Annotated in this window: 17 protein-coding genes and 2 tRNA genes; 11 read left to right on the top strand and 8 right to left on the bottom strand. The window is 60.2% G+C overall.

All coding sequences use genetic code 11. The features are described from left to right. Positions 1-119: 119 nt before the first annotated feature. The gene (locus tag AC2FNL_RS04275) at positions 120-2,474 is read right to left on the bottom strand and encodes a hypothetical protein (protein WP_496832615.1); all 2,355 of its coding nucleotides are present in this window, start codon (positions 2,472-2,474) and stop codon (positions 120-122) included. 609 nt (positions 2,475-3,083) lie between these two features. Between AC2FNL_RS04275 and AC2FNL_RS04270 the strand changes: the two genes are divergently transcribed. Beyond that, on the top strand, positions 3,084-3,836 hold the full coding sequence (locus AC2FNL_RS04270) for a helix-turn-helix transcriptional regulator (protein WP_496832613.1): 753 nt from the start codon (positions 3,084-3,086) through the stop codon (positions 3,834-3,836). Then, positions 3,829-4,326, top strand: a complete 498-nt coding sequence (locus AC2FNL_RS04265) for a hypothetical protein (RefSeq protein ID WP_093962654.1) — start codon at positions 3,829-3,831, stop codon at positions 4,324-4,326. The genes AC2FNL_RS04270 and AC2FNL_RS04265 overlap by 8 nt, the downstream gene beginning before the upstream one ends. A gap of 32 nt (positions 4,327-4,358) precedes the next feature. On the opposite strand, the gene AC2FNL_RS04260 is transcribed toward AC2FNL_RS04265, so the two are convergent. Beyond that, positions 4,359-4,444: transfer RNA gene (locus AC2FNL_RS04260), tRNA-Leu, on the bottom strand. A 237-nt stretch (positions 4,445-4,681) separates the two neighbouring features. Here AC2FNL_RS04260 and AC2FNL_RS04255 point away from each other — a divergent pair. From AC2FNL_RS04255 to AC2FNL_RS04220, 8 genes are all read left to right on the top strand, one after another. Then, the gene (locus AC2FNL_RS04255) at positions 4,682-5,725 is read left to right on the top strand and encodes a pyridoxal-phosphate dependent enzyme (protein ID WP_496832611.1); all 1,044 of its coding nucleotides are present in this window, start codon (positions 4,682-4,684) and stop codon (positions 5,723-5,725) included. Next, on the top strand, positions 5,722-6,867 hold the full coding sequence (locus tag AC2FNL_RS04250; RefSeq protein WP_496832609.1) for a M24 family metallopeptidase: 1,146 nt from the start codon (positions 5,722-5,724) through the stop codon (positions 6,865-6,867). The genes AC2FNL_RS04255 and AC2FNL_RS04250 overlap by 4 nt, the downstream gene beginning before the upstream one ends. Next, positions 6,864-7,580 carry a maleate cis-trans isomerase family protein gene (locus tag AC2FNL_RS04245; RefSeq protein ID WP_496832607.1) on the top strand — a complete coding sequence of 239 codons (717 nt, stop codon included), beginning with the start codon at positions 6,864-6,866 and terminating at the stop codon, positions 7,578-7,580. Before AC2FNL_RS04250 ends, AC2FNL_RS04245 begins: the two co-directional genes overlap by 4 nt. A gap of 81 nt (positions 7,581-7,661) precedes the next feature. Continuing rightward, a complete protein-coding gene (locus tag AC2FNL_RS04240; protein WP_496832605.1) occupies positions 7,662-8,810 on the top strand; it encodes an ABC transporter ATP-binding protein in 1,149 nt (382 codons plus the stop codon). 103 nt (positions 8,811-8,913) lie between these two features. After that, on the top strand, positions 8,914-10,005 hold the full coding sequence (locus AC2FNL_RS04235; RefSeq protein ID WP_093962659.1) for an extracellular solute-binding protein: 1,092 nt from the start codon (positions 8,914-8,916) through the stop codon (positions 10,003-10,005). A 73-nt stretch (positions 10,006-10,078) separates the two neighbouring features. After that, the gene (locus AC2FNL_RS04230) at positions 10,079-11,353 is read left to right on the top strand and encodes an ABC transporter permease (protein ID WP_170338072.1); all 1,275 of its coding nucleotides are present in this window, start codon (positions 10,079-10,081) and stop codon (positions 11,351-11,353) included. Between the two features lie 5 nt (positions 11,354-11,358). Continuing rightward, positions 11,359-12,570, top strand: a complete 1,212-nt coding sequence (locus AC2FNL_RS04225) for an ABC transporter permease (RefSeq protein WP_093962661.1) — start codon at positions 11,359-11,361, stop codon at positions 12,568-12,570. 163 nt (positions 12,571-12,733) lie between these two features. Beyond that, a complete protein-coding gene (locus AC2FNL_RS04220; protein ID WP_496832602.1) occupies positions 12,734-13,954 on the top strand; it encodes an aminopeptidase P family protein in 1,221 nt (406 codons plus the stop codon). A 51-nt stretch (positions 13,955-14,005) separates the two neighbouring features. Here AC2FNL_RS04220 and AC2FNL_RS04215 read toward each other — a convergent pair whose 3' ends face one another. The 5 genes from AC2FNL_RS04215 to AC2FNL_RS04195 are packed head-to-tail and all read right to left on the bottom strand — an operon-like array spanning position 14,006 to position 19,724. Beyond that, positions 14,006-15,016 carry an Ldh family oxidoreductase gene (locus AC2FNL_RS04215; RefSeq protein ID WP_496832600.1) on the bottom strand — a complete coding sequence of 337 codons (1,011 nt, stop codon included), beginning with the start codon at positions 15,014-15,016 and terminating at the stop codon, positions 14,006-14,008. A gap of 10 nt (positions 15,017-15,026) precedes the next feature. Next, the gene (locus AC2FNL_RS04210) at positions 15,027-15,656 is read right to left on the bottom strand and encodes a DUF3726 domain-containing protein (RefSeq protein ID WP_496832598.1); all 630 of its coding nucleotides are present in this window, start codon (positions 15,654-15,656) and stop codon (positions 15,027-15,029) included. Continuing rightward, the gene (locus AC2FNL_RS04205) at positions 15,653-17,290 is read right to left on the bottom strand and encodes a hypothetical protein (protein ID WP_496832932.1); all 1,638 of its coding nucleotides are present in this window, start codon (positions 17,288-17,290) and stop codon (positions 15,653-15,655) included. Before AC2FNL_RS04205 ends, AC2FNL_RS04210 begins: the two co-directional genes overlap by 4 nt. A 44-nt stretch (positions 17,291-17,334) precedes the next feature. Continuing rightward, positions 17,335-18,312 carry a membrane dipeptidase gene (locus AC2FNL_RS04200; RefSeq protein WP_496832596.1) on the bottom strand — a complete coding sequence of 326 codons (978 nt, stop codon included), beginning with the start codon at positions 18,310-18,312 and terminating at the stop codon, positions 17,335-17,337. Next, positions 18,312-19,724: an aldehyde dehydrogenase family protein gene (locus tag AC2FNL_RS04195; RefSeq protein WP_496832931.1), complete on the bottom strand. Its 1,413-nt coding sequence runs from the start codon at positions 19,722-19,724 to the stop codon at positions 18,312-18,314. Before AC2FNL_RS04195 ends, AC2FNL_RS04200 begins: the two co-directional genes overlap by 1 nt. A 151-nt stretch (positions 19,725-19,875) precedes the next feature. On the opposite strand from AC2FNL_RS04195, the gene AC2FNL_RS04190 reads away from it, so the two are divergent. After that, positions 19,876-20,730 (top strand): LysR family transcriptional regulator, encoded by an 855-nt coding sequence (locus AC2FNL_RS04190; protein WP_306372394.1) that lies wholly within the window; start codon positions 19,876-19,878, stop codon positions 20,728-20,730. A 156-nt stretch (positions 20,731-20,886) separates the two neighbouring features. On the opposite strand, the gene AC2FNL_RS04185 is transcribed toward AC2FNL_RS04190, so the two are convergent. Next, positions 20,887-20,962 (bottom strand) — tRNA-Thr (locus AC2FNL_RS04185). Between the last annotated feature and the right edge of the window lie 40 nt (positions 20,963-21,002).

The raw sequence follows: 21,002 nt of genomic DNA, 5'->3' as shown, positions 1-21,002 counted from the left end.
TCACCCTTTCCGGCAGAGAATTTCCGGGTCTGGGTTAAGTTGGACCGAGGCCATGAAGCACGGCCCCGGTGTTTTCATCAAAGACCGGAGGCCGAAATCGCGGCCTCCGGGGTCAGGCATTATGCCTCGGTGTCATCGCTCGCGTAGGTCGAGCTCATCGAACCGCCAACCATCGTGGTATCGACCGAGTTGCCAAGCACGTTGGCGCCCATGACGATTGTCTGGTTGAAGGCCGAGGTATCGACCACTGCTGCTGCCGACGCGTAGGATTCACCAGTGACGATACCGTCGCCACCATTGTTGGAACCCCAGGTGCCGCCATTGCCGCCGGCTCCGCCGTCACCCGAATAGGCGCCGGCCGCGCTGCCACCGGTGACTGCGCCACCCGTGGTATCGCCGGACATGGCGCTACCCATTGCGTAGCCGCTGGTACCGCCATTGGCCGCAGACGCACCGCCTGCACCACCGGCTCCCGAGCTGGCCGCGCCAGTCGCGCTGCCGGATCCGGTCGAGGTGGCATCGTTGTCGGTGTACGACGCGCCGCCGTATCCCGCGATGGCTTCGGCCAGGCTGTCGGCGGAACCGTTTGTGTCAGCGTCAGCAAAGACTTCTGCCGCACCGCCGGTACCGGCCGTGTTGACCGCGTCCGCAGAACCCGCACCGTTACCGGACGAGGTGGACGTGGGCGTCGTGGTCCCACCGGCTCCGCCAGCGCCTTCTGCACTGGACGAACCCGAACCGGTTCCATTTGCCGCGCCATTGGCCGCGTTCGAACCGCCGGCTCCGCCGGTTCCGGTCGACGTCTGCGGGTTGCTGGCCGCACCGTTCACGTCACCGGGCGACTGACTGATATTCGGACCGCTTGCTGCCAGATCGCCGACGCCCTGTGCGCCAGAGTTGGCTGCCGAGCTGCCGCCCGTGCCCGCTCCGCCGGACCCTGCGCCACCGGTTCCGGCACCGCCGGTTCCTGCGCCGCCGGTTCCGGCACCACCGGTGCCCGCTCCGCCGGTACCCGGGTTGTTGCCCGTGGTTCCGCCGCCGCCGGTCGCAGCGTCGGTATCAGCCGCATTCAAGGCCGGACCACCATCCGCGATTTCCTGGTTCAGCGCCGCGATGGCTGCTTCGACCATGGCCGAGAATCCGCCAGATCCCTCGCCACCAGAGCCTTCGCCACCAGCACCTTCACCACCCGAGCCCGAGCCGCCGGAACCCGTGCCACCGGAACCAGGCCCGCCGCTGCCATTGGCGCCACTTTGCGCGCCGCTGCCAGCCATGCCCGCACCCGTGTTGCTTCCGGCCGTCGCTTCATTCGCTTCGGTCGTACCGGTGCTATTGTTCGATGCAGAACCCGAGTTCGATGACTCGCCGTTGCCGCCATTGGCGCCGTTCGCACCCGACTCGTTTCCGGCCAGGCCAAGGCCCGCGCCGATCGAACCGGTCGCGTTTTCACCACCGTTGGCATTGCCTTCCGAGTTGGCGCCGGACAGTCCCAGACCAAGGCCAAGACCGATCGAGCCGGCATTACCGCCTTCACCGCCAGTTCCCTGGCCGTTGGCATTCGAACTGCCGGTGTTGTTGGCGCTGGAGGTGCTGTTGGCGTTGCCGCCATTGCCAGCCGTGCTTTCGCCACTGGCTTCGGCGCCCGACAGACCAAGACCCAGGCTCGTGTTGTTGGCGCCGCCCGAGGCCGCACCGTTGCCGCCTTGCGAAGCCGCGCCGGCATTGCCGGTGTGGCCGCCCAGCGCGAATGCGTGGCTGCCATTGGTCTCGCCGCTTGCTGCACCGCCGTAGCTGGTTCCGCCAGAACCCGAGTTACCGCCGCCGGAGGAGGAACCGATGCCTTCTTCGGCATAGGCCGAACCGCCCGTCGCGCTGCCGTTCTGATAGAACGAGCCGTCATTCGACAGGCTGGGCGAATCCAGCGTGTCATCGTCACTCAGGCTGGCCAACTGGTTGTTGATCGACGACATGTCATTGCCGTCACCATTCATCGAGATGGACAGGTTCAGATCATCGCCGGGATCATAATTCACGTCGTTTCCGGCCGTGATGACATCACCGATGGATGCCGAGTCACCGATATCCAGATCGACCTGGTCATCGTCGCGCGGGATCCACTCGCCTTCACCGAAATCGATGTTGATCGAGTTTGCGATGCTGTTGCTGTCATCGCCGCCATTGACGTTCGACTGCTGCTGACCTTGCTGTTGGCCCTGCTGCTGCGCCTGACCCTGGTCCTGACCCTGGCCCTGCTCGTTCGCAACTTCAGTCGCCTGAGCCTGAGCCTGGTTCTGTTCGTCTTCGTTGTTCGCAGCGTTTTGAACTTCCTGACCCTGCTGCTGTTGCTGCGCGGTCAGTTCGGCCTCGATATTTGCTTCTTCAACGGGGATTTCCACCGAGATCGGAGCTTCGAGATTTTCAACATTAACTTCGTCAACGGTCGTGACATTGGTATTGTTCACATTGCGTCGCATAACAATCTTCCATTTTTGAAGCGCCAGACCGCCATTCATCTACAAAGCGATATTCGGCGCGGTTGAAAAATATTATTGAGCATCCATTCGCGAAACTGCGCATGTCTGCGGCCTTGTCTTTCAAATGATGTGTTGTCACCCCCCTTTCTCGGCCAAGCCGATTCCGTGACTGCTCAAAATCACGCGAAAATACGCGGGCCGCAGACACGCCAGGTACAAGTACACTTCGCAAATTGAAGCACGACACAGGGTACAGATGCCGTTCGGCCTGCCTAGCTGGCAGAAAGTATTAACATCACTAAAAGGCTGATTTGCTTGATGTATTACTCGAACACACATTTCATGGCCGAGTTCGGAGCCGAATTGGCCAGCGATAAAGGTTGGTGAAATTAAGTTCTTTGAATCCAGATGTTTAAGCGGTCCGACCGTCAAACGGCCTTAATCGAAAGTTCTAAAATCTGGTGATTCTCAAAGCCGTACAGTTGTCGAAAACTGAACTTTCTGGTATACTCAATACATATTTTTAATTGTTTTTATTCAGTTTCACCCCGGCCAATAACGGCCAATTCAGGACGTAATCTGGGGTATTTAGGGGGGGGGGGCGCAAAAATGAGCATTTCTGAATTAAGTAACAGTTCCAGCACGATCGACAAAAGTGAAGATTTCATGATTGTTTTTGTTGGGAAAGAGCTCTTCTACTCCAACCAAACCCTGCGAAGCGTTCAGCACGAATTCGGCGTGGCAGCCCATCGGTTTGAATCCCTCGCGGCATTCTTGTCCGAGGCGAGCAATGCTGAGGGTTCCGGCAAGATTGTTGTCGTGGATCAGATCATGATGGAGGATCTGCTGGCCCATCCCTCCGATTATGTTCGATCGTCCATGCCGGGATGCCTTGCCTTCGCATACCGCAAAGAGGACGCAGCCCGTTTCGTTTTCGAGCGATGGGACCGATCCCGGTACGGACCAATCGGGTATCTTCCGATGAACGTCGCCCCGGACGCATGGCGCGCGATCCTGCGGCTGCTGATGCATGAAGAGTTGTACCTGCCGGGATTTGTGGCCAATTGCGTTGCATTGAAGCCGTGCGCGAAAACCCCAACTGCAGCCCGGGAAACTCCGAAATCCCCTGCGGCTGGCCCTCTGTTGTCTAAACTGACCAGGCGCGAGAAGCAGGTTCTGCAGCTTGTCTCCGAAGGAAAAAGCAACAAGGCTATCGCTGCCCAGTTGGGTATCACCGAACACACGGTCAAGCTGCACATGCACAACGTGTCGGGCAAGATCGGTGTCAGCAACAGAACGGCAGCGGCGCATTTCTTCTTTGAGGCGGCGGCGCAAGACGCGCACCGAACTTCGGTTGACTGACGACTTCGAAGCCAGGTTCGATCGGTTGATCCTTTTGGTCGGCCGCCTGAACTATGTCTGGACGAACACCGAAAGCCTGCTGATACATCTGATTGCCGGCCTCTCGGGGACCAGCAAAGACGTAGCCGTCATCATTTTCCTGACCCTGAACACGACCCGCGCCCGAATTGATCTGGTCGAGCGTCTGGCAAAGATGGACGGAAGGCCGGCCTCGGTTCGTGATCCGATCCTTGAGCACACGCAGCGGCTCAGCCGCCTGTCGGGCATCCGCAACAAGTTCAACCATTGCATCTATTCCTTCGACCAGGAAACCGGGAACCCCAAGACGATCCTGATGCGCATTGCCGATCGAAAAACCGACATCAAGCTGGGGCGCGAAGATACGGTCGACGAACAGGCGATGCAGGAAATTGAGGATGTCGTAGCGCAGCTGTCGGCGGCGAACCAAGACATCTGGCGGCTGATCTCCAAGCTGGGTTATCCGGTCTGACGATCGCCCTCGGCCAAGCCGACCATTGTGTTTGGTGCGGGCGGTGGGACTCGAACCCACACGGCGCTAGGGCCTTCGGATTTTAAGTCCGATATGTCTACCATTCCATCACGCCCGCATCCGGCCGGTCTGGTGCACCGGCAACGGATCACGTGCCGAACACTTACACGCACCCATTCCGATTGCAAAGACCGCAAGCGGTTAATTCGCCAGCCTGATCAACGCCGTGCGGTTCAGTGCAAGCAGCCACTTTCCCCAGGGAACAAGACGCGCGCAATTCTCGCATTCCGCCCCTTTGCCTTGACAGATCGACTGCATTTCTATGACGTCTGCCGGATCGTTGAGGGAGGCCGCGATGAAGACCGTCACCAACCCGTATCGGGGCAAAGGCAAACTGCTTTCTCAGGCACCCTTCCCTTCAACCAACTCGAACCGGTTGGCACAGCTTCTGTCTCTGTGTCCGGCCTCCGGCGTGACGCCACTGACCGAAGCGCCGGGCTTGGCGCCCGTTTCCCGCCTTTGGATCAAAGATGAACGAACGCGGATGAATCTCGGGTCGTTCAAGGCATTGGGCGCGGCTTATGTCATCGCCTGCCAAGCGAGCGAAGCCACCGAGACACCCGACAACACATCCCTTGCCGGCCGCACTTATGTTACGGCCAGCGCCGGGAACCACGGCCTCAGCATGGCTGCGGGTGCGCGCGTTTTTGGTGCGAATGCCGTGGTGTTCATTTCTGAAACCGTGCCCGAGAGCTTTGCGCAGCGCCTTGCGGCGCAAGGTGCGCGAGTGGTGCGCGAAGGCGTCGATTACGCCGCAAGCATGAGCGCCGCAAGCCGCGCGGCGAACGACAACGACTGGACGCTTCTGTCGGACAGTTCTTGGGAAGGGTATTACGACCTGCCCCATCTCTTGATGGAGGGGTACGTTCAAATGGCCGTCGAGGCGGTTGATCAATGTTCCGAACCTCCGACATTGATCCTGCTGCAGGCCGGAGTGGGAGGCATGGCGGGCGCTGTTGCCGCATGTTTCCGAAAGGCTTGGGGAGACGACCCCAGGATCGTCGTGGTCGAACCGGCCGCAGCCCCGGCGCTAATGGCCAGCATCCAAGCCGGCGCGCCGGTCTTTGCAGACGGTCCGGACAGCATCATGGGACGGCTGGATTGCAAGGAGCCATCGCTGATTGCGCTGAATGGATTGGCGCGGGATGCCGATCTGTTTCTGACGCTGGACGATGACACCGTGGCCGCTCAGCTTCCAGTCATGGCAGAGGCCGGGTTCGAAACGACTGCGTCAGGCGGGGCCGGACTGGCTGCCGTTCTGGATGCCGATAGCCGCAACTTGCTCAAAATCGGACCACAGGACCGCGTTTTGTGCATCGTGACCGAGCAAGCCTCATGAGAGGGTTCGAACAAGCCGAATTCGAGGACAGAACTTCGCGTGCGCAGGATCTCATGCAAGAGCATGGACTGGACGCCCTGCTGCTGACGACCGAGCCCGACGTCCGGTATTTCAGCGGCTTTCTGACCCGGTTCTGGGAAAGCCCGACGCGCCCTTGGTTCCTTGTCGTTCCTGCGACCGGTAAACCTGTCGCCGTGATCCCGTCGATTGGCGCGGCCTTGATGGCGCAGACCTGGATCGAAGACATCCGCACCTGGACCGCCCCGGATCTGGCAGACGACGGAGTATCGTTGCTGGCCGAAACCCTACGCGAACTCGTTCCGGACGACGGCTTGATCGGATGCCCCGACGGGCATGAAACGCACCTGCGGATGCCGCTTGCAGGCTTCGGGCGTCTGAAATCCGAAATCGACCGCCGCAGGATCACCGGCGACCTTGGCATTCTGCGCGACCTGCGCATGGTCAAATCTCAAGCCGAAATCAAAAAGATCGAAACCGCCTGCCTGATCGCGGGACAGGCTTTTGAGCGGGTTCCTGAGATTGCAGCGGCAGGTGTTCCTCTGGATCAGGTCTTTCGACGGTTTCAGATGTTGTGTCTCGATGAAGGCGCCGATTGGGTGCCTTATCTTGCCGGCGCTGCCGACCTGGGCGGATATGGGGACGTAATCTCACCGGCAACACAACGACCGTTGGAGCCGGGTGACGTACTTATGTTGGATACCGGGCTGGTCTGGGATGGGTATTTTTGCGATTTCGACCGCAACTGGTCCGTCGGCCCGGCCAGTCCCGCCGTGCGCGCGGCGCACCACGCGCTGATCGATGCGACCGAGGCTGCGTTCGAGCAGGCCAGACCGGGCGCGACGGCCTCGGACCTGTATCACGCGATGAACTCGGTCCTGTCCCGTGGCGGCGGCGGGACCGAAGCCGGGCGCTTGGGCCACGGATTGGGCATGTCATTGACCGAGTGGCCTTCGCTCATCCCAACGGATCACACGGTTCTGAAACCCGGAATGGTGTTGACGCTGGAGCCAGGTATTGAGGTCGGTGGCAAAATACTTGTGCACGAGGAAAACGTGCTGATCACCGAAGGCGCCCCTCGGTTCCTGAGTCCCAAAGCAGGACGGGAGATTCCTGAGCTATGACAACACTGCCATTTTCTCTGGACACGGATGACCCGGGCATATCTCCGCTTGGCCTGATCGTTCTGCAGACAGACGAGACGATCGAAGGCGATTTCCGCAGGCTTTTTTCCGGCGACCCTGCACCCATTTATGTCTCGCGCATAACCAGCGACCCGCAGGTCACAACCAAGACTTTGACCCGCATGAAACATGCGCTTCCAGCGGCGGCGGATTTACTGCCCAAGGCGCGCCCCTTCCGGGTTGTGGGTTACGCCTGCACCTCGGCAAGCTCGGTCATCGGGTCGGAAAAGGTCGAAGAACTGGTAAAGCAGGCTTGTGACGTGCAATCGGTGACCAACCCGCTGCACGCTGCGGTTGCTCAGGCGCGCGAACTGGGTGTGTCACGCTTTGCACTGCTGTCCCCATATGTGGAGCAGGTCAACACGGCGCTTCGCGCGGCATTCGCCGATCAAGGGGTCCTGATGGATGTGTTCGGCACCTTTGGGATTTCCGAAGAATCCAAGGTCGTCCGGATTTCGACGCAATCCATTGTTGACGCCGCGGTGAGGCTGGGTTCGGACAGTGCGGTCGAAGCTGTTTTTCTCAGCTGCACCAACCTTCGCACGTTGGACGCCATCCCGCAGATCCATGAACAGATCGGCAAACCGGTCTTGTCCAGCAATCAGGCCCTTGCGTGGCACATGCGGCGCCTCAACACTGCGCAAAACCCCTGAATCCCACCCAATGGGGATTGGTTTTTGTCATTGAGTCTTGCCAGCCGGACATTGCTGCGTCTTTAATGTGCTCAGGGATCAATGAAATCCGGACCAACCGGACCAAGAATTGACGCAACAGGGGGTCTTGTGACCGGCACTTCTAGCGACGCCGCGTTTGTCGAATTTCAACGCGTTCAAAAATCGTATGACGGCGAAAATCTTGTCGTCAAAGACCTTAACCTCGCGATGCCAAAGGGCGAGTTTCTGACAATGTTGGGCCCATCGGGATCTGGCAAGACCACTTGCCTGATGATGTTGGCCGGGTTCGAAACTGCGACGCATGGCGAAATTCTGTTGGATGGGCGACCGATCAACAACATCCCGCCGCACAAGCGTGGCATCGGGATGGTGTTTCAGAACTATGCCCTGTTCCCGCACATGACGGTGGCCGAGAACCTCGCCTTTCCGCTGGAAGTCCGAAAAATCGGCAAGTCCGAGCGCGAAGAAAAGGTCCAGCGCGCCCTCGACATGGTGCAGATGGGTGCCTTCGGCAGCCGCAGACCCGCACAGCTGTCAGGCGGGCAACAACAGCGTATTGCCTTGGCCCGCGCGCTGGTCTTCGAACCCGAATTGGTTCTTATGGATGAACCGCTGGGCGCATTGGACAAACAGCTGCGCGAGCACATGCAGTTTGAAATCACGCGTCTGGCCCATGAATTGGGGATCACGACCGTCTATGTGACCCACGACCAGACCGAAGCGCTGACCATGTCAGATCGCGTAGCGGTATTTGACGATGGTCGGATCCAGCAGCTTGCACCGCCAGACCAGCTTTATGAAGAGCCGGAGAACAGTTTCGTTGCGCAGTTCATCGGCGAAAACAACACGCTGGAAGGCGTTCTGAAATCCGTCGATGGCGGGAAATGCGTCGTAGCGCTGGACGATGGGTCCGAGATTGATGCGGTTCCGATCAACGTCAGCCAACCGGGGGAACGGACCAAGGTCTCGATCCGGCCCGAGCGCGTGGAATTCAACAAGGATCGCCTCAGCCCCGAAGCGCATACGCTCAAGGCTGTGGTCAAGGAATTCATCTACATGGGCGATGTATTCAGATTCCGCATGTCGGTGGCCGGCAATGATGAATTCATCGTCAAGACCCGGAATGCTCCTGACGCCGTCAGGCTGACACCGGGTCAGGAGATCGAGATCGGATGGCTGGCGCAAGATTGCCGCGCTCTGGACGCCTAGGCGCGCCCGGCTTCGCAATCCGCCCCCAAGCCGAAAGAACCGACCGACGAAAACCCGTGCGTTGGTCGACCAAGCATAAAACGGGAAAAACTGGGAGCTACATATGAAACGTACCACCACAATGCTGACAGCTGTTGCACTGGCAACTGCAGCAGGCGGAGTTTCCGCCGAAGAAATGACGATCGTGTCCTGGGGCGGCGCCTATTCCAAGTCGCAGCTCAAGGCCTATCACGAGCCCTATTCGGAAAAAACCGGCGTCACCATCCTGAACGATGACAGCTCGGCCGAGGCCGTGGCCAAACTGCGCGCCATGAACGAGGCGGGCAACATCACATGGGATGTGGTCGACGTGGTTGCCGCGGACGCGATCCGTCTGTGTGACGAAGGTCTGGCGATGGAAATCGACCCGGATACGCAGCTGGCGCCCGCGCCGGACGGCACTCCGGCTTCGGAAGACTTCGGCGATCTGCTGGTCAGCGAATGCTTCATCCCTCAGATCGTGTATTCGACCACTTTTGGGTATCGGACCGACATGGTCGGGGACAACCCGCCGACCGACATCTGCGCGGTCTTCGACCTGGAAACCTATCCCGGCAAGCGGTCGCTGGAAAAGCGCCCGATCAACAACATGGAATGGGCTCTGCTGTGCGACGGCGTCCCGAAGGACGAAGTGTATGACGTTCTGGCAACCGACGAAGGCCAGGATCGTGCTCTGAAGAAACTGGACACCATCAAGGACAGCGTCGTCTGGTGGTCTGCCGGTGCCGATACGCCCCAACTGCTGGCTGACGGCGAAGTCGTCATGGGCTCGACCTACAATGGCCGCCTGTTCAGCGTCATCGAAGAGCAGAAGCAGCCCGTCGCCATGCTGTGGGACGCGCAGGTCTTCGATCTGGACGGCTGGATCATTCCCGCCGGTCTGAGCGAAGAGCGCAAGCAACGCGCGCTGGACTACATCATGTTCGCGACCGACACCCAGCGGCTGGCGGATCAGGCCAAGTACATCTCGTACGGCCCGGCTCGCGCTTCGTCGGCTCCGCTGGTCGGCAAGCATGCCGAACTGGGAATCGACATGGCTCCGCACATGCCGACCGACCCGGAAAACGCCAAGAACACGTTCCTCTACAACTACGAGTTCTGGGCTGACTACCGCGACGACATCGACGCCAAATTCCAGGCGTGGTTGGCGCAATAAGCGCTTGAAACTCTGAAGAAACGTCAGGTGGCGGTGCGCCGCCATCTGACCCGGGCACAACCAAGAGGCACTGATGACTGACGCAAGCCAAACCGCAGGACCCATGCTGGCAGCGGACGGAACGCCGCTCAAGCAATCGCTGGCGCGTTCATTGCGACGTCAGAAACTGCGCGCGCTTATGCTGATCGCACCTTTGCTTCTGTTCGTGCTGTTTTCCTTCCTGGTACCGATCGCATCGATGCTGTTTCGTTCTGTCGAAAACGGGATTGTCTCGGAAACCCTGCCCTTGACGGTCGAAGCGCTGGACAACTGGGATGAAACCAGCGGCGAATTGCCGGGCGAGGACGTCTATGATGCCTTCGTTCGTGACATGGTGGTCGCTATCGAAAACAAGGAACACACCCGGCTTGGCACACGTCTGAACTACGAAGAAACCGGCATGTCTTCGCTGTTCCGCCAGTCAGGCCGCAAGATCAAACGGTTGGACCCTGAAACCGACGGTCCGTTCAAGGAAAAGTTGATCGAGATCCATGACGGCTGGGGGGAACCGCAGACCTGGCGCGTGATCAAGACCCATGCGGTTCCGATCACCAACGGCTACTTCCTGAACGCAATCGACATGCGGCGCACCCCAGAAGGTGCCCAGGCACAGCCGGAAGACAAGCAAATTCTTATCAAACTGTTCGGGCGAACGCTGTTCATGTCGCTGGTAATCACCGGGGCCTGCATCCTGCTCGCCTATCCGGTCAGCTACCTGCTGGCGACCCTACCAATGCGCGTGTCGAACCTGCTGATGATTTTGGTTCTGCTGCCATTCTGGACATCGCTTCTGGTGCGGACATCCGCGTGGAAGGTCATGCTGCAACAGCAGGGCGTAATAAACGATACCCTCGTCTGGCTCGGGCTGGTCGCAGATGACGCGCGGCTGATCATCATCAACAACCAGATCGGCACGATTATTGCCATGACGCATATCCTACTGCCGTTCATGATCCTGCCGATGTATTCGGTGATGCAGACGATTCCGCCATCCTACACTCGCGCGGCCAAATCCATGGGCGCCACGAACTGGACCACGTTTTGGCGGATCTACTTCCCACAATCCATCCCGGGCATCGGAGCGGGGTCGATCCTCGTGTTCATTCTGGCCATCGGCTACTACATCACGCCCGAAATCGTGGGCGGCACCAAGGGTGTCTTCATCTCGAACCGGATTGCCTATCACATTTCGTCTTCGTTGAACTGGGGCCTGGCTGCAGCATTGGGGACGATCCTGCTGGCGGTGGTTCTGATCCTCTACTGGGTCTACGACAAGATCGTGGGCATCGATAACGTGAAGCTGGGGTAACCGACATGGCCGCACTGACACCAATTTCGCGCAAGCCCCTGTCCATGGTCCTGCCCAGCGTCGCACTGGCCGGCGCGTTTGCCGGCATGTTTGTCGGCGCAGGAAACGGCTCGGTCCCCCTGGGAATGATCGGCGGCGCGGCGCTGACGGCCCTTTTGGCTTGGATCTACATCTCGGTCCTCAAGAACGAGCGGCTTGCCTACTGGATCAACATTATCGGCTTCGCGGCCGTCGGCTTCGCGGTTTCAGGGCCGATGGGCGGTGTGCTCGGCTTCTTGGGCGGCTGGTTTTTCGCATGGTTCACATTCTGGCTGTACGAGGGCCGATACCGCCGCAAGCTGCTGCCTTATCTGACGGCGCAGCAGGTGTTCTATCACTACCTGTTCCGGGTGATCTGCGGCGCGATCTTCGTTTTCCTGATCACGCCAATTCTGGTTGTTCTTCCGCTGTCGTTCAACGCGCAGGACTTCTTTACCTTTACGCCCGAGATGCTGCGGCTGGACCCCGAGGGATATTCACTGAAGCATTACCAGGATTTCTTCACCAACAACGAATGGCAGCGCAGCTTCAAGAACTCGCTGATCATCGCGCCCATCGCGACTATCATATCGGTAACGCTGGGAACGCTGGCGGCCATCGGTCTCAGCCAATCGCACGTGCCGGGGCGGCGCGCCATCATGGGGATCCTGATTTCTCCGATGATTGTGCCGCTGATCATCTCAGCGACGGGCATGTTCTTCTTCTACAGCGACATCGGCCGCTTTCTCGAGGGCACTTTGGGCATGAACAAGACCTTTGTGGGCTATCTCAAGGTGATTCTGGCCCACGCCGTTCTGGGCATCCCCTTCGTCATCATCACCGTGACCGCCACGCTGGTCGGGTTTGACCGCTCGCTGACGCGGGCCGCTGCGAATATGGGCGCTGGTCCGGTGCGGACCTTCTTCAAGATCCAGATGCCCCTGATCCTGCCGGGCGTGATCTCGGGCGGGCTGTTCGCCTTCATCACTTCGTTCGACGAGGTGGTCGTGGTGCTGTTCGTCGGATCGGCCAGCCAAAAGACCCTGCCCTGGCAGATGTTCACCGGCCTGCGCGAGCAGATCAGCCCGACCATCCTGGCCGTGGCCACGATCCTCGTCGTCATCTCGATCGCGCTGCTCACCACGGTCGAACTACTGCGGAGGCGGTCGGAACGGCTGCGCGGGCTGACACCGGCTTGACCGGCGGCATTTGCTGATCTAACGATTTCCTTGTTCACCCCCTGCTGCGATGGCGTCGCAGCACCCAAGGGGGTGATCGGCTCTCGGACCCCGAGACCGCCTGTCCTGTACGCCGGGACATGTGGCCGGGCTTTGCACGTCCGGCAAAGAAGCGAGAGAGCACATGACAGACCTTTCAAATCGCCCTGAATTCTTCACTTGCCACAACGGCGACAAGGCGCCCCTGCCCTTCAGCCGTGCCGAGTACGACCGCCGGCTGACCAAACTGCGCGCTATTATGGCGCAGCGGGACATCCCGGTCGTCCTCCTGACCTCGATGCAGAACATCGCCTACTACTCGGGCTTTTTGTACTGCGCCTTCGGCCGGCCTTATGGCTGCGTGGTGACGCAAGACACTTGCACCACCGTGTCGGCCAATATCGACGCGGGCCAGCCCTGGCGCCGGTCGGTCGAAGACAACGTGATCTACACCGACTGGAAGCGCGACAACTACTGGCGCGCCGTAGCCAGCCTGATCGGGAATGCCCGCCGGATCGGCATCGAAAGCGACCACATGACGCTGGCTGCGCGCGACACGGCCCTGGCCATGCTGAACCAGCCCGAGCTTGTGGACATCGCTCCCGACACGATGGCCGCGCGGATGGTGAAATCGGCCGAGGAGATCGAACTGATCAAGGGCGGCGCCCGCACGGCGGATGTGGGCGGCGCAGCCATCCATGCCGCGATCCGTGAAGGTGCCACCGAGATCGAGATTGCCATGGCCGGCCGCGACGCGATGGAGATCGAGATCGCCCGCGCCTATCCCGAAGCCGAGTACCGCGACACCTGGGTCTGGTTCCAGTCAGGCCTGAACACCGACGGCGCGCACAACCCCGTCACCAAGCGGGCGCTGCAGAAAGGCGATATCCTGTCGCTCAACACCTTCCCGATGATCTCGGGCTATTACACCGCGCTGGAACGCACCCTGTTCCTGGGCGAGCCCGACGCCGACAGCCTACGCCTGTGGCAGGCCAATGTCGCCGCCCACGAACTGGGGCTGAGCCTGATCAAACCCGGCGCGACCTGTTCCGGCATCACCGCCGAGATCAACCGGTTCTTCGCCGATCAGGGCCTGCTGCAATACCGCTCGTTCGGCTATGGGCATTCCTTCGGCATCCTCAGCCACTATTACGGCCGCGAGGCGGGGCTGGAACTGCGCGAGGACATCGACACAGTGCTCGAGCCGGGCATGGTGGTGTCCATCGAGCCGATGCTGTGGATTCCCGAAGGTCAGCCCGGCGCGGGCGGCTACCGCGAGCACGACATTCTGGTCGTAGGCGAGGACGGGGCCGAGAATATCACCGGCTTTCCGTACGGACCGGAACACAACATCATAAAGGCGTGATGCAAGGGGGCGAGGCATCAGCCTTGCCCCTGTTTCCGCTGGAAACGGGTGTCAGGCCAGGATGGCGTGGATTTTGTCCAGCGTCGCGACGCTGACACCAACCCCGTCCTTGTTGGCCTTAAGGCGCTTGGCGCGCCGACCATCGCCGGGCAGACGCGCTCCTTCCTGATACCGGATCGCCTCGACCAGTTCCGCGATATTGGCGGCAAACCCCGACCCGGCCGTAGCGCCGGGGTCGATGGCAATGAAGAACTGGCCGGTTTTTGGCGGGCCGCCCACAGTTCCGGAAAAGGGTGAAGCATGGATGCCCAAAGTGGCCCCGGTCAATGCGGCGGCCATTACCTCGGTCAGAAGTGCGACGCCCACGCCCTTGTAGCCGCCCGAAGGCGCCATCGAGCCCTTGAGGCCCACGGCCGGATCAGTTGTCGGGTTGCCTTCAGGGTCCAGCGCCCAGCCGACTGGGATCGGCTTTCCCTCGCGGGCGTGTTTCATGACCTCGCTTTTTGCGATCGTGCTGGCGCTTTGGTCGATCAAGACGGCAGGCTGCCCATCAGCACCCGGAACGGCCAGCGAAAACGGGTTCGTGCCCACGACGGGCCGTGAACCACCCGACGGTGCAATGGATGCAGGTGCATTGGTGAACCCCAGACCAACAAGGCCCGCCTGAGCCAAGCGATAGGTGTGATACCCCAGCACACCACAATTGTAACTGTTGCGGATGGCCAGCGCAGCTATCCCCTGCTCGCGTGCGGCCGGGATCAACGCGTCGAACCCCAAGTCGATCGCCGGGTGAGCGAAACCGGTTGCCGCATCAACCACCACCACGCCCGGTTTGGGGACGGACATCACCGGCTGTGCTCGCCCGTCTACCTTGCCGCATTGTACGTGCTCGCAATAGATCGGGATGTAGGCCAGCCCGTGGCTGGCCACTCCGTCCGCCTCGGTCGCGGCGGTCGCAACCGCCAACGGCCGGGCATTGTCCTCGGACGTGCCGGCCGCCATCAGAGCGCGCAGCGACAGGTCCTCGATTTCAGCAAGAGACAGCGTTCGGGTTTCTGGCATCTCGGCCTCCTCAGTCATTATCGGACAAACCAGCACCGGCACCCAACCGGCGAGACTCCTCGGTTGCCGGGGCATAGGTGCGTTGAGCCAGAGTGTTCAAAAAAGCCAGAGCCGCAGACGCCGGCAGGGCGCGCGTTCGCTTGGCGCGCAGTTTGTTGAGCGCACCGCCGATCCTTACGGTGACCTTTGTGACGCTTTCCGGCCAAAGATCCGGAGCGTCCACGACCTCCCCGTCCGTCGTGGCACTGAGTTCAGCGCAGACGACGGTCACAGTGGTCTGCAATCGGCGTGCAGCGTTGCCAGCGAACGGCACGAGAAACAGCGGAACCGCAACGTTATGCAGAACGATCGGCCCGCGGCCCAGATGTTCCGAACAATCTGACAGCAGCATCCCCGCCCCCAACGGGCACATCTGCCCATGCGCACGCCAATTCGCCCCGAGAACCTGCGGCGTGTGTGCAACAAACCGAAGGGCAAATTCCTGGCGCAGGACCGCTGACAAGGCGGCTGCGCCGTCAAAACCTTGACGACACAGCCAGCGGGTCGCTTTGGCGGCGTCCTCGGCCGGCCCCCAGTGATGACCCGCCCCACGTGCCGCGCGTTTTGCCAATCCTTCGACCTCGTTCAGCGACAGATTCATACCGGCACCTCAGGATAAACCCAGAAATCGGCATTTTCGGGCGAAAGATTCTCTGGGTAAGGCGCGCCTGAATACATGCAGATACGGACCCAACGGTCCGAACGGGGATCGAAATGCGTGGCGCCAAAAAAGGACAGTTTGGCGCGGAGCATGTCGATCGGCAGAACCGATGCACCTATCGTGTTGTCTCGGATCTCGCTGTAGGGGGCCTTGCGGCTGATCTGCGCCCGGCGGATCGTGTGGCGATGTTCAGGATGGCGCAGAAGAAATTCCGCGGTGGTCGCGGCTGTGTCCCAATCGGCCATTGCCGAATATGCCGCTGCCGCATCCCGTGCCGGGGCAAGCGGTTGTTCGTACTCGGCTACCGGCTCGTCAAAGCGCTCACCCAGTCTGGGTTCCAGCTTTTCTTCCGATACATACCAGACCCTTGCGCAGGCTTCCCGGGCGCCCCAGTCCAGATCCAACGCCCAACCGAAACCGTCGCGGATCGCCTGCCGCACATCGGCTAGCGGCATGGCGCCGTCAATCTCGTACAGATGCGGGCTTGAATCTGCCATGCATCCTGACAAACCGTCCACCAAGTCTGGATAGGGTTCGAGGATCAGGGAAAGAAGCAACTCCTGCCCCTCCTCGCTCAGAACAGTTTCCGACCACTCCACCAGACGGTTCCACGGTCTTCGGCCAGTAAGCTCGTCATGGCGAAGAAAGCCCGCGATCGCCCCGAGGTCCGATTTCAGAGCAGACAGTTTCCGCTCTTGTATCGGATGTTCCGAATGCCATTGGCCAATCGACAATTGGCTGCGATCAAACACCGACCGGAATACACTGATTTCTTCTTGGGTCGCGGTTTCCACGGCTCGAACCCGGGCGATTGCCTCCTCGCGCGCCATGATCCAGTTGTTCAGAAGGACCGGATGATTGATCAGGAAGGGCGCCATGCCCAGTCCCGTGGAATTCCCTATGCCCAGGCGGCGCGCGATATCAGGAGACATCCTGACGGCCTTGCTTCCCCCTTTGGCGCGCGCCATGTGTTCGACCAAGTCCCGCACGAAGGCGCGGGTGAGGAAGACCGACAGCATCTCGGCCTGAAACGGCCCCTCGGTTTCCGCACGGTTTGCAAGGTTTTCCCGGTCCGCGGCGCCGAATTTACCCGATCCGTACACAGCCGTAGTTCGCATCAGGTAGCCAACCATTTGGATCTGCTCCAGATCCGGCTGTCGACCGTCGGCCAGGGCTTCGACTACATGCGCCCACAATCGGACCGAGCGGTTGGCCCGGGACAGCGACAGTTCGGTTTCGCTGATCCGACCGGCCTCTTGCAGCGGAACATTGCGGGACAGCCGGTCAAGGTCGGCTTCGGAAGGGATTCCGTCGAATAGGGTGAAGGTCGCGTCCCACGCATCCGCGATCACTCGGTCCGACCGTTTTTCAGGTGGAAGATCATGGGCGAAGGCCACCAGAGAATACGCGCGCTCGGGTCCTTGGGCGACATAGACGGCTCGTCCGACGCCTGCCTCGTCAATCTCGAACACCGGCGTGGAAAACCGCCAGTTGTCGCGTGCCAGGCGGCGGGTCAGAACGCGCATGAAGCTGAGCCTGCACTGGTGCAAAGACCCGAGCCGGCTGAGCCGCATAACGGTTGCCGGATCCCGGCGCGCGATATGCGGCCCCGGTCCGGTCAATTCTGGACAGGTCCGAAGTTGTCCGCAAAGAAGCGGTACCAGTTCTGCCCCATGATCCCGGCGACTTCGGTCGGGGTCATCCCAACCGCGAGAAGGCCGGCCTCGATCTTGTCAAAGTCACGATTGTCCCTGAACCACTTTGGCATCGGCGGAAAGCCCGGGTTCGCAGACGATCCTTCGCCGTAATCGATTTCCTTGGTCCAACGACCCACACGCATCCACTCGACAACGCTGTCGGGTTGGTCCTGGCACAGGTCGGTTCCGATCCCGAGATGCTGTGTTCCGTATTTTTCGGCCGTTCGGGCAATCATGGTGCAAAAGCTTTCCAGCGTGCAGTCGGACTTGTCCTTCAGGTGATGAGGGTAGACCGAAAACCCAAGCATCCCACCTCTTTCCGTCACGGCGCGGATGACGGGGTCACACTTGTTGCGCAGGGCGGGCGCCCATTCATGCGGATTGGCGTGGGTGATGGCGATCGGACGCGCGGAAAGGTCGGCCGCCTCGATCGTCGAGCGGTCGGCCGAATGGCTCATGTCGATGACCAATCCCACGCGGTTCATCTCCTTGATCACCTGCCGCCCCATCCGGGTGATACCGGTGTCTTCAGCCTCGTAGCAGCCGGTCGCCAGCAGGGATTGGTTATTGTAGGTCAACTGCATGAACCGGGCACCAAGGTCGTACAGTATTTCGATCAGCCCAATGTCATCTTCCATGGGTGATGGGTTCTGGAAACCAAAGAAAACGGCCGTGCGCCCGGTGTCACGCGCGGTGTCGATGTCGCTGGTCGATCGCCCCTTCATGATCAGGTCCGGGAACAACTCGAACCAGCGGTTCCATTTCTCGAGGTTCTGAACCGTTTCACGAAAATTCTCGTGGTAGGCGACGGTGACGTGAATGGCATCCACGCCCCCTTCCCGCAATTGCCGGAAGATCTTTTCCGACCAGTTGGCATATTGCAGGCCGTCAATCCGCATCAGATCGGTGTCCCGGCGCTGATATAGGCGGTTTTGACGGTGGTGTAGAACTCGGCGGCCGCTTTGCCCTGTTCGCGCGGTCCATACGAGCTGTCGCCCCGGCCACCGAAAGGAACGTGATAATCAGTGCCTGCCGTGGGCAAATTGACGGTCACGACACCGGTTCTTGCATGCCGTCGAAAATGCGTCGCGCGCGCAAGATTCTGGGTCACGATGCCCGATGTCAGGCCGAAATTCGTGTCATTCACGATCGTCAAAGCCTCACCATAGCTGTCGACCTTGAGCACGCTGGTCAGCGGGGCAAACATCTCTTCCCTGTTGATCCGCATGGTGTTGTTCGTATTCACGAACACGCCGGGCGACATGTAATACCCGTCATGCTGCAGCTCCAGCCGTTGCCCGCCGCACGCCAGCTCGGCGCCTTCGGATTGGCCAAGTTCGACATAGGCCAGGTTCTCTTGCAGTTGCTGTTCGCTGACAACGGGGCCCATCTGCGTGCCTTCCTCCAGGGCATGCCCGACCTTCAGTGCCTTGGCACCGGCGACAAGCTTCTCGACAAACGCGTCGTGGATCGCGGCATGGACCACCAATCGCGAAGAGGCGGTGCATTTCTGCCCGGTGCCGCCAAAAGCTCCGCCCAGTGCAAGTGACACCGCCAGATCCAGATCCGCGTCATCCATCACGGCCAACGCGTTTTTGGAGCCCATCTCCATCTGCACCTTGGTCAGGTTCTGGATGGCTGCTGCGGCAATGCCCTTGCCGACGGGCACCGACCCGGTGAACGAGATCGCATCCACCTGAGGGCTCTCAACCAGTCTTTGGCCGATTGCGCCGCCTGATCCCATGACCAAACTGAAAAGACCCTTGGGAATGTCCTGACGCTCAATGATCTCGGTCAGGGCCACGGCTGACGCAGGGGTCAGGTTGGCCGGCTTCCACACAACGGCGTTCCCATAACACAAAGCGGGCGCGATCTTCCATGCGGCCGTAGCTGTCGGGAAATTCCAAGGAGAGATAACCGCGACAACCCCGACCGGTTCGCGGCGCACGTCGATTTCGCCGCCCTCACGTACGCTGTCCGCGTTTTCACCGATCTGACGCAGGCATTCCGCCGCATAATACGTAAAGAACTGCCCCGCGCGGTAAACCTCGCCCTTGCCCTCAGCAAACGGCTTCCCCTCTTCTCGCGACAACAACCGCCCCAACTCTTCGGCGCGGGACATCAACTCGGTCCCGATACTCATCAGTACCGCCTGCTTGCGCTCCAACCCATAGGCCGCCCATTCCAGCTGCGCGTTACGTGCCCGATCAAGGGTCGCGGACAGCTGATCGACGCTTGCTTGGGCAAACAGGCCAATCACATCCGTCAGATCAGAGGGGTTGCGGTTCTCGATCGCGGTGTCGCCGGCCATCCACTCGCCGGCAATCAGGTTCAATTTTGTCACAGGTGGCCTCGGATCCGGTACGTTTCACGAACAGAATAGACCTCTGCCCGAACATCAGGCAAACTCAAACAAATTTAATGGACTTCAGGAAATCTGAAATTTGTCGCTGAAACTGGAAATGCTCCGCTGCTTTTGCACCGTCGCCCAGTCCGGAAATCTGGCCGAAGCCGCAAGCCGTCTGGGTCGCACTCAGTCTGCGGTCTCAATGACCCTGAAACAGTTTGAGGAACATCTCGGAAAACGCTTGTTTCTGGGTGAGCGAAAGAACCAGCTGTCGCCTCTGGGGGCGGAAGTCTTTGCCCTCGCCCAAAATCAGGTCCGCCAATTTGACGACACAGTCCAAAGTATCGAAGCCCTGGCCAAGGCGTCCCAAGGGCTGATCCGGATCGTGTCCGTCCCGTCGGTGGCAGCACTGCTGTTTCCATCGGTGCTTGACCACCTGTCCAGCGCCTTTCCCGGCTTGAAGATCGAGCTGAGGGACACCGACACCCGACAGGTTTTGGACAGCCTCGCCGAAGGGCGGGCGGATGTGGGGATTGCCTCGGGTCATCACCCGTTGAACGGAATACGGGCCGAGCCGCTGTTTCAGGACAGGTTCGGGCTTGTGGCCGCCGCCGATCACGCCCTGATCACCGCGCACGAGCCACCAACGCTGAACAAGGTCGCAGCCAAGGGATTCGTGCACAACTCGCTGTGCAAACTCATTGAAAATCCGGGTTTCGAAGACGTAATCGCAGGGTCTGCGATAACGGTGCACAACACTCACTCGTTGATCGCCATGGTCGCGACCGGGCGGTGGGTGACCATACTGCCCGAAACGGTCGCACGGTTTCTGCCGGAAAACACTGCCTTCCGTCCGATCGAGGATTTGTCGGACGTTCGTGATGTCTATCTGTACACCCGCGAGCGAACACAGTTCCCCGAAGTGGCAGAAGAATGTCGCAGGCATATCCTGAATTGGCCTCGCGATTGAGACCCCAGAGAACAACCCTGCCAAGCGCACCCACTCGGGAGGGGCAAGCTTGCGGAATGCGTTTCCTAAATACGATGGACAAAATACGTGCTGAACCAGCGGAAAACCGTTGCGCGTTCAGAAAAGGGAAATCTTTTCTAGCGTGTTCGAAGAAGATGGTGCCCCCACACGGACTCGAACCGCGGACCTACTGATTACAAATCAGTTGCTCTACCAGCTGAGCTATAGGGGCAAGCAATACGCTTTCAGATACCTTTGCAGGCAAAGGCAAG

This window comes from Ruegeria sp. CRTD044, from assembly GCF_059613485.1.
Note: the sequence above shows the minus strand (reverse complement) of the source record. Positions and strands in the feature narration are given on the sequence as shown.

Bases quoted from the DNA above. Each gene is read 5' to 3' on its own strand.
- AC2FNL_RS04215 (WP_496832600.1), bottom strand. From the start codon at position 15,016: ATGCCAGAAACCCGAACGCTGTCTCTTGCTGAAATCGAGGACCTGTCG.
- AC2FNL_RS04230 (WP_170338072.1), top strand. From the start codon at position 10,079: ATGACTGACGCAAGCCAAACCGCAGGACCCATGCTGGCAGCGGACGGA.
- AC2FNL_RS04225 (WP_093962661.1), top strand. From the start codon at position 11,359: ATGGCCGCACTGACACCAATTTCGCGCAAGCCCCTGTCCATGGTCCTG.
- AC2FNL_RS04190 (WP_306372394.1), top strand. From the start codon at position 19,876: ATGCTCCGCTGCTTTTGCACCGTCGCCCAGTCCGGAAATCTGGCCGAA.
- AC2FNL_RS04200 (WP_496832596.1), bottom strand. From the start codon at position 18,312: ATGCGGATTGACGGCCTGCAATATGCCAACTGGTCGGAAAAGATCTTC.
- AC2FNL_RS04270 (WP_496832613.1), top strand. From the start codon at position 3,084: ATGAGCATTTCTGAATTAAGTAACAGTTCCAGCACGATCGACAAAAGT.
- AC2FNL_RS04195 (WP_496832931.1), bottom strand. From the start codon at position 19,724: ATGGCCGGCGACACCGCGATCGAGAACCGCAACCCCTCTGATCTGACG.
- AC2FNL_RS04255 (WP_496832611.1), top strand. From the start codon at position 4,682: ATGAAGACCGTCACCAACCCGTATCGGGGCAAAGGCAAACTGCTTTCT.
- AC2FNL_RS04220 (WP_496832602.1), top strand. From the start codon at position 12,734: ATGACAGACCTTTCAAATCGCCCTGAATTCTTCACTTGCCACAACGGC.
- AC2FNL_RS04245 (WP_496832607.1), top strand. From the start codon at position 6,864: ATGACAACACTGCCATTTTCTCTGGACACGGATGACCCGGGCATATCT.
- AC2FNL_RS04205 (WP_496832932.1), bottom strand. From the start codon at position 17,290: ATGCGGCTCAGCCGGCTCGGGTCTTTGCACCAGTGCAGGCTCAGCTTC.
- AC2FNL_RS04210 (WP_496832598.1), bottom strand. From the start codon at position 15,656: ATGAATCTGTCGCTGAACGAGGTCGAAGGATTGGCAAAACGCGCGGCA.
- AC2FNL_RS04240 (WP_496832605.1), top strand. From the start codon at position 7,662: ATGAAATCCGGACCAACCGGACCAAGAATTGACGCAACAGGGGGTCTT.
- AC2FNL_RS04250 (WP_496832609.1), top strand. From the start codon at position 5,722: ATGAGAGGGTTCGAACAAGCCGAATTCGAGGACAGAACTTCGCGTGCG.
- AC2FNL_RS04275 (WP_496832615.1), bottom strand. From the start codon at position 2,474: ATGCGACGCAATGTGAACAATACCAATGTCACGACCGTTGACGAAGTT.
- AC2FNL_RS04235 (WP_093962659.1), top strand. From the start codon at position 8,914: ATGAAACGTACCACCACAATGCTGACAGCTGTTGCACTGGCAACTGCA.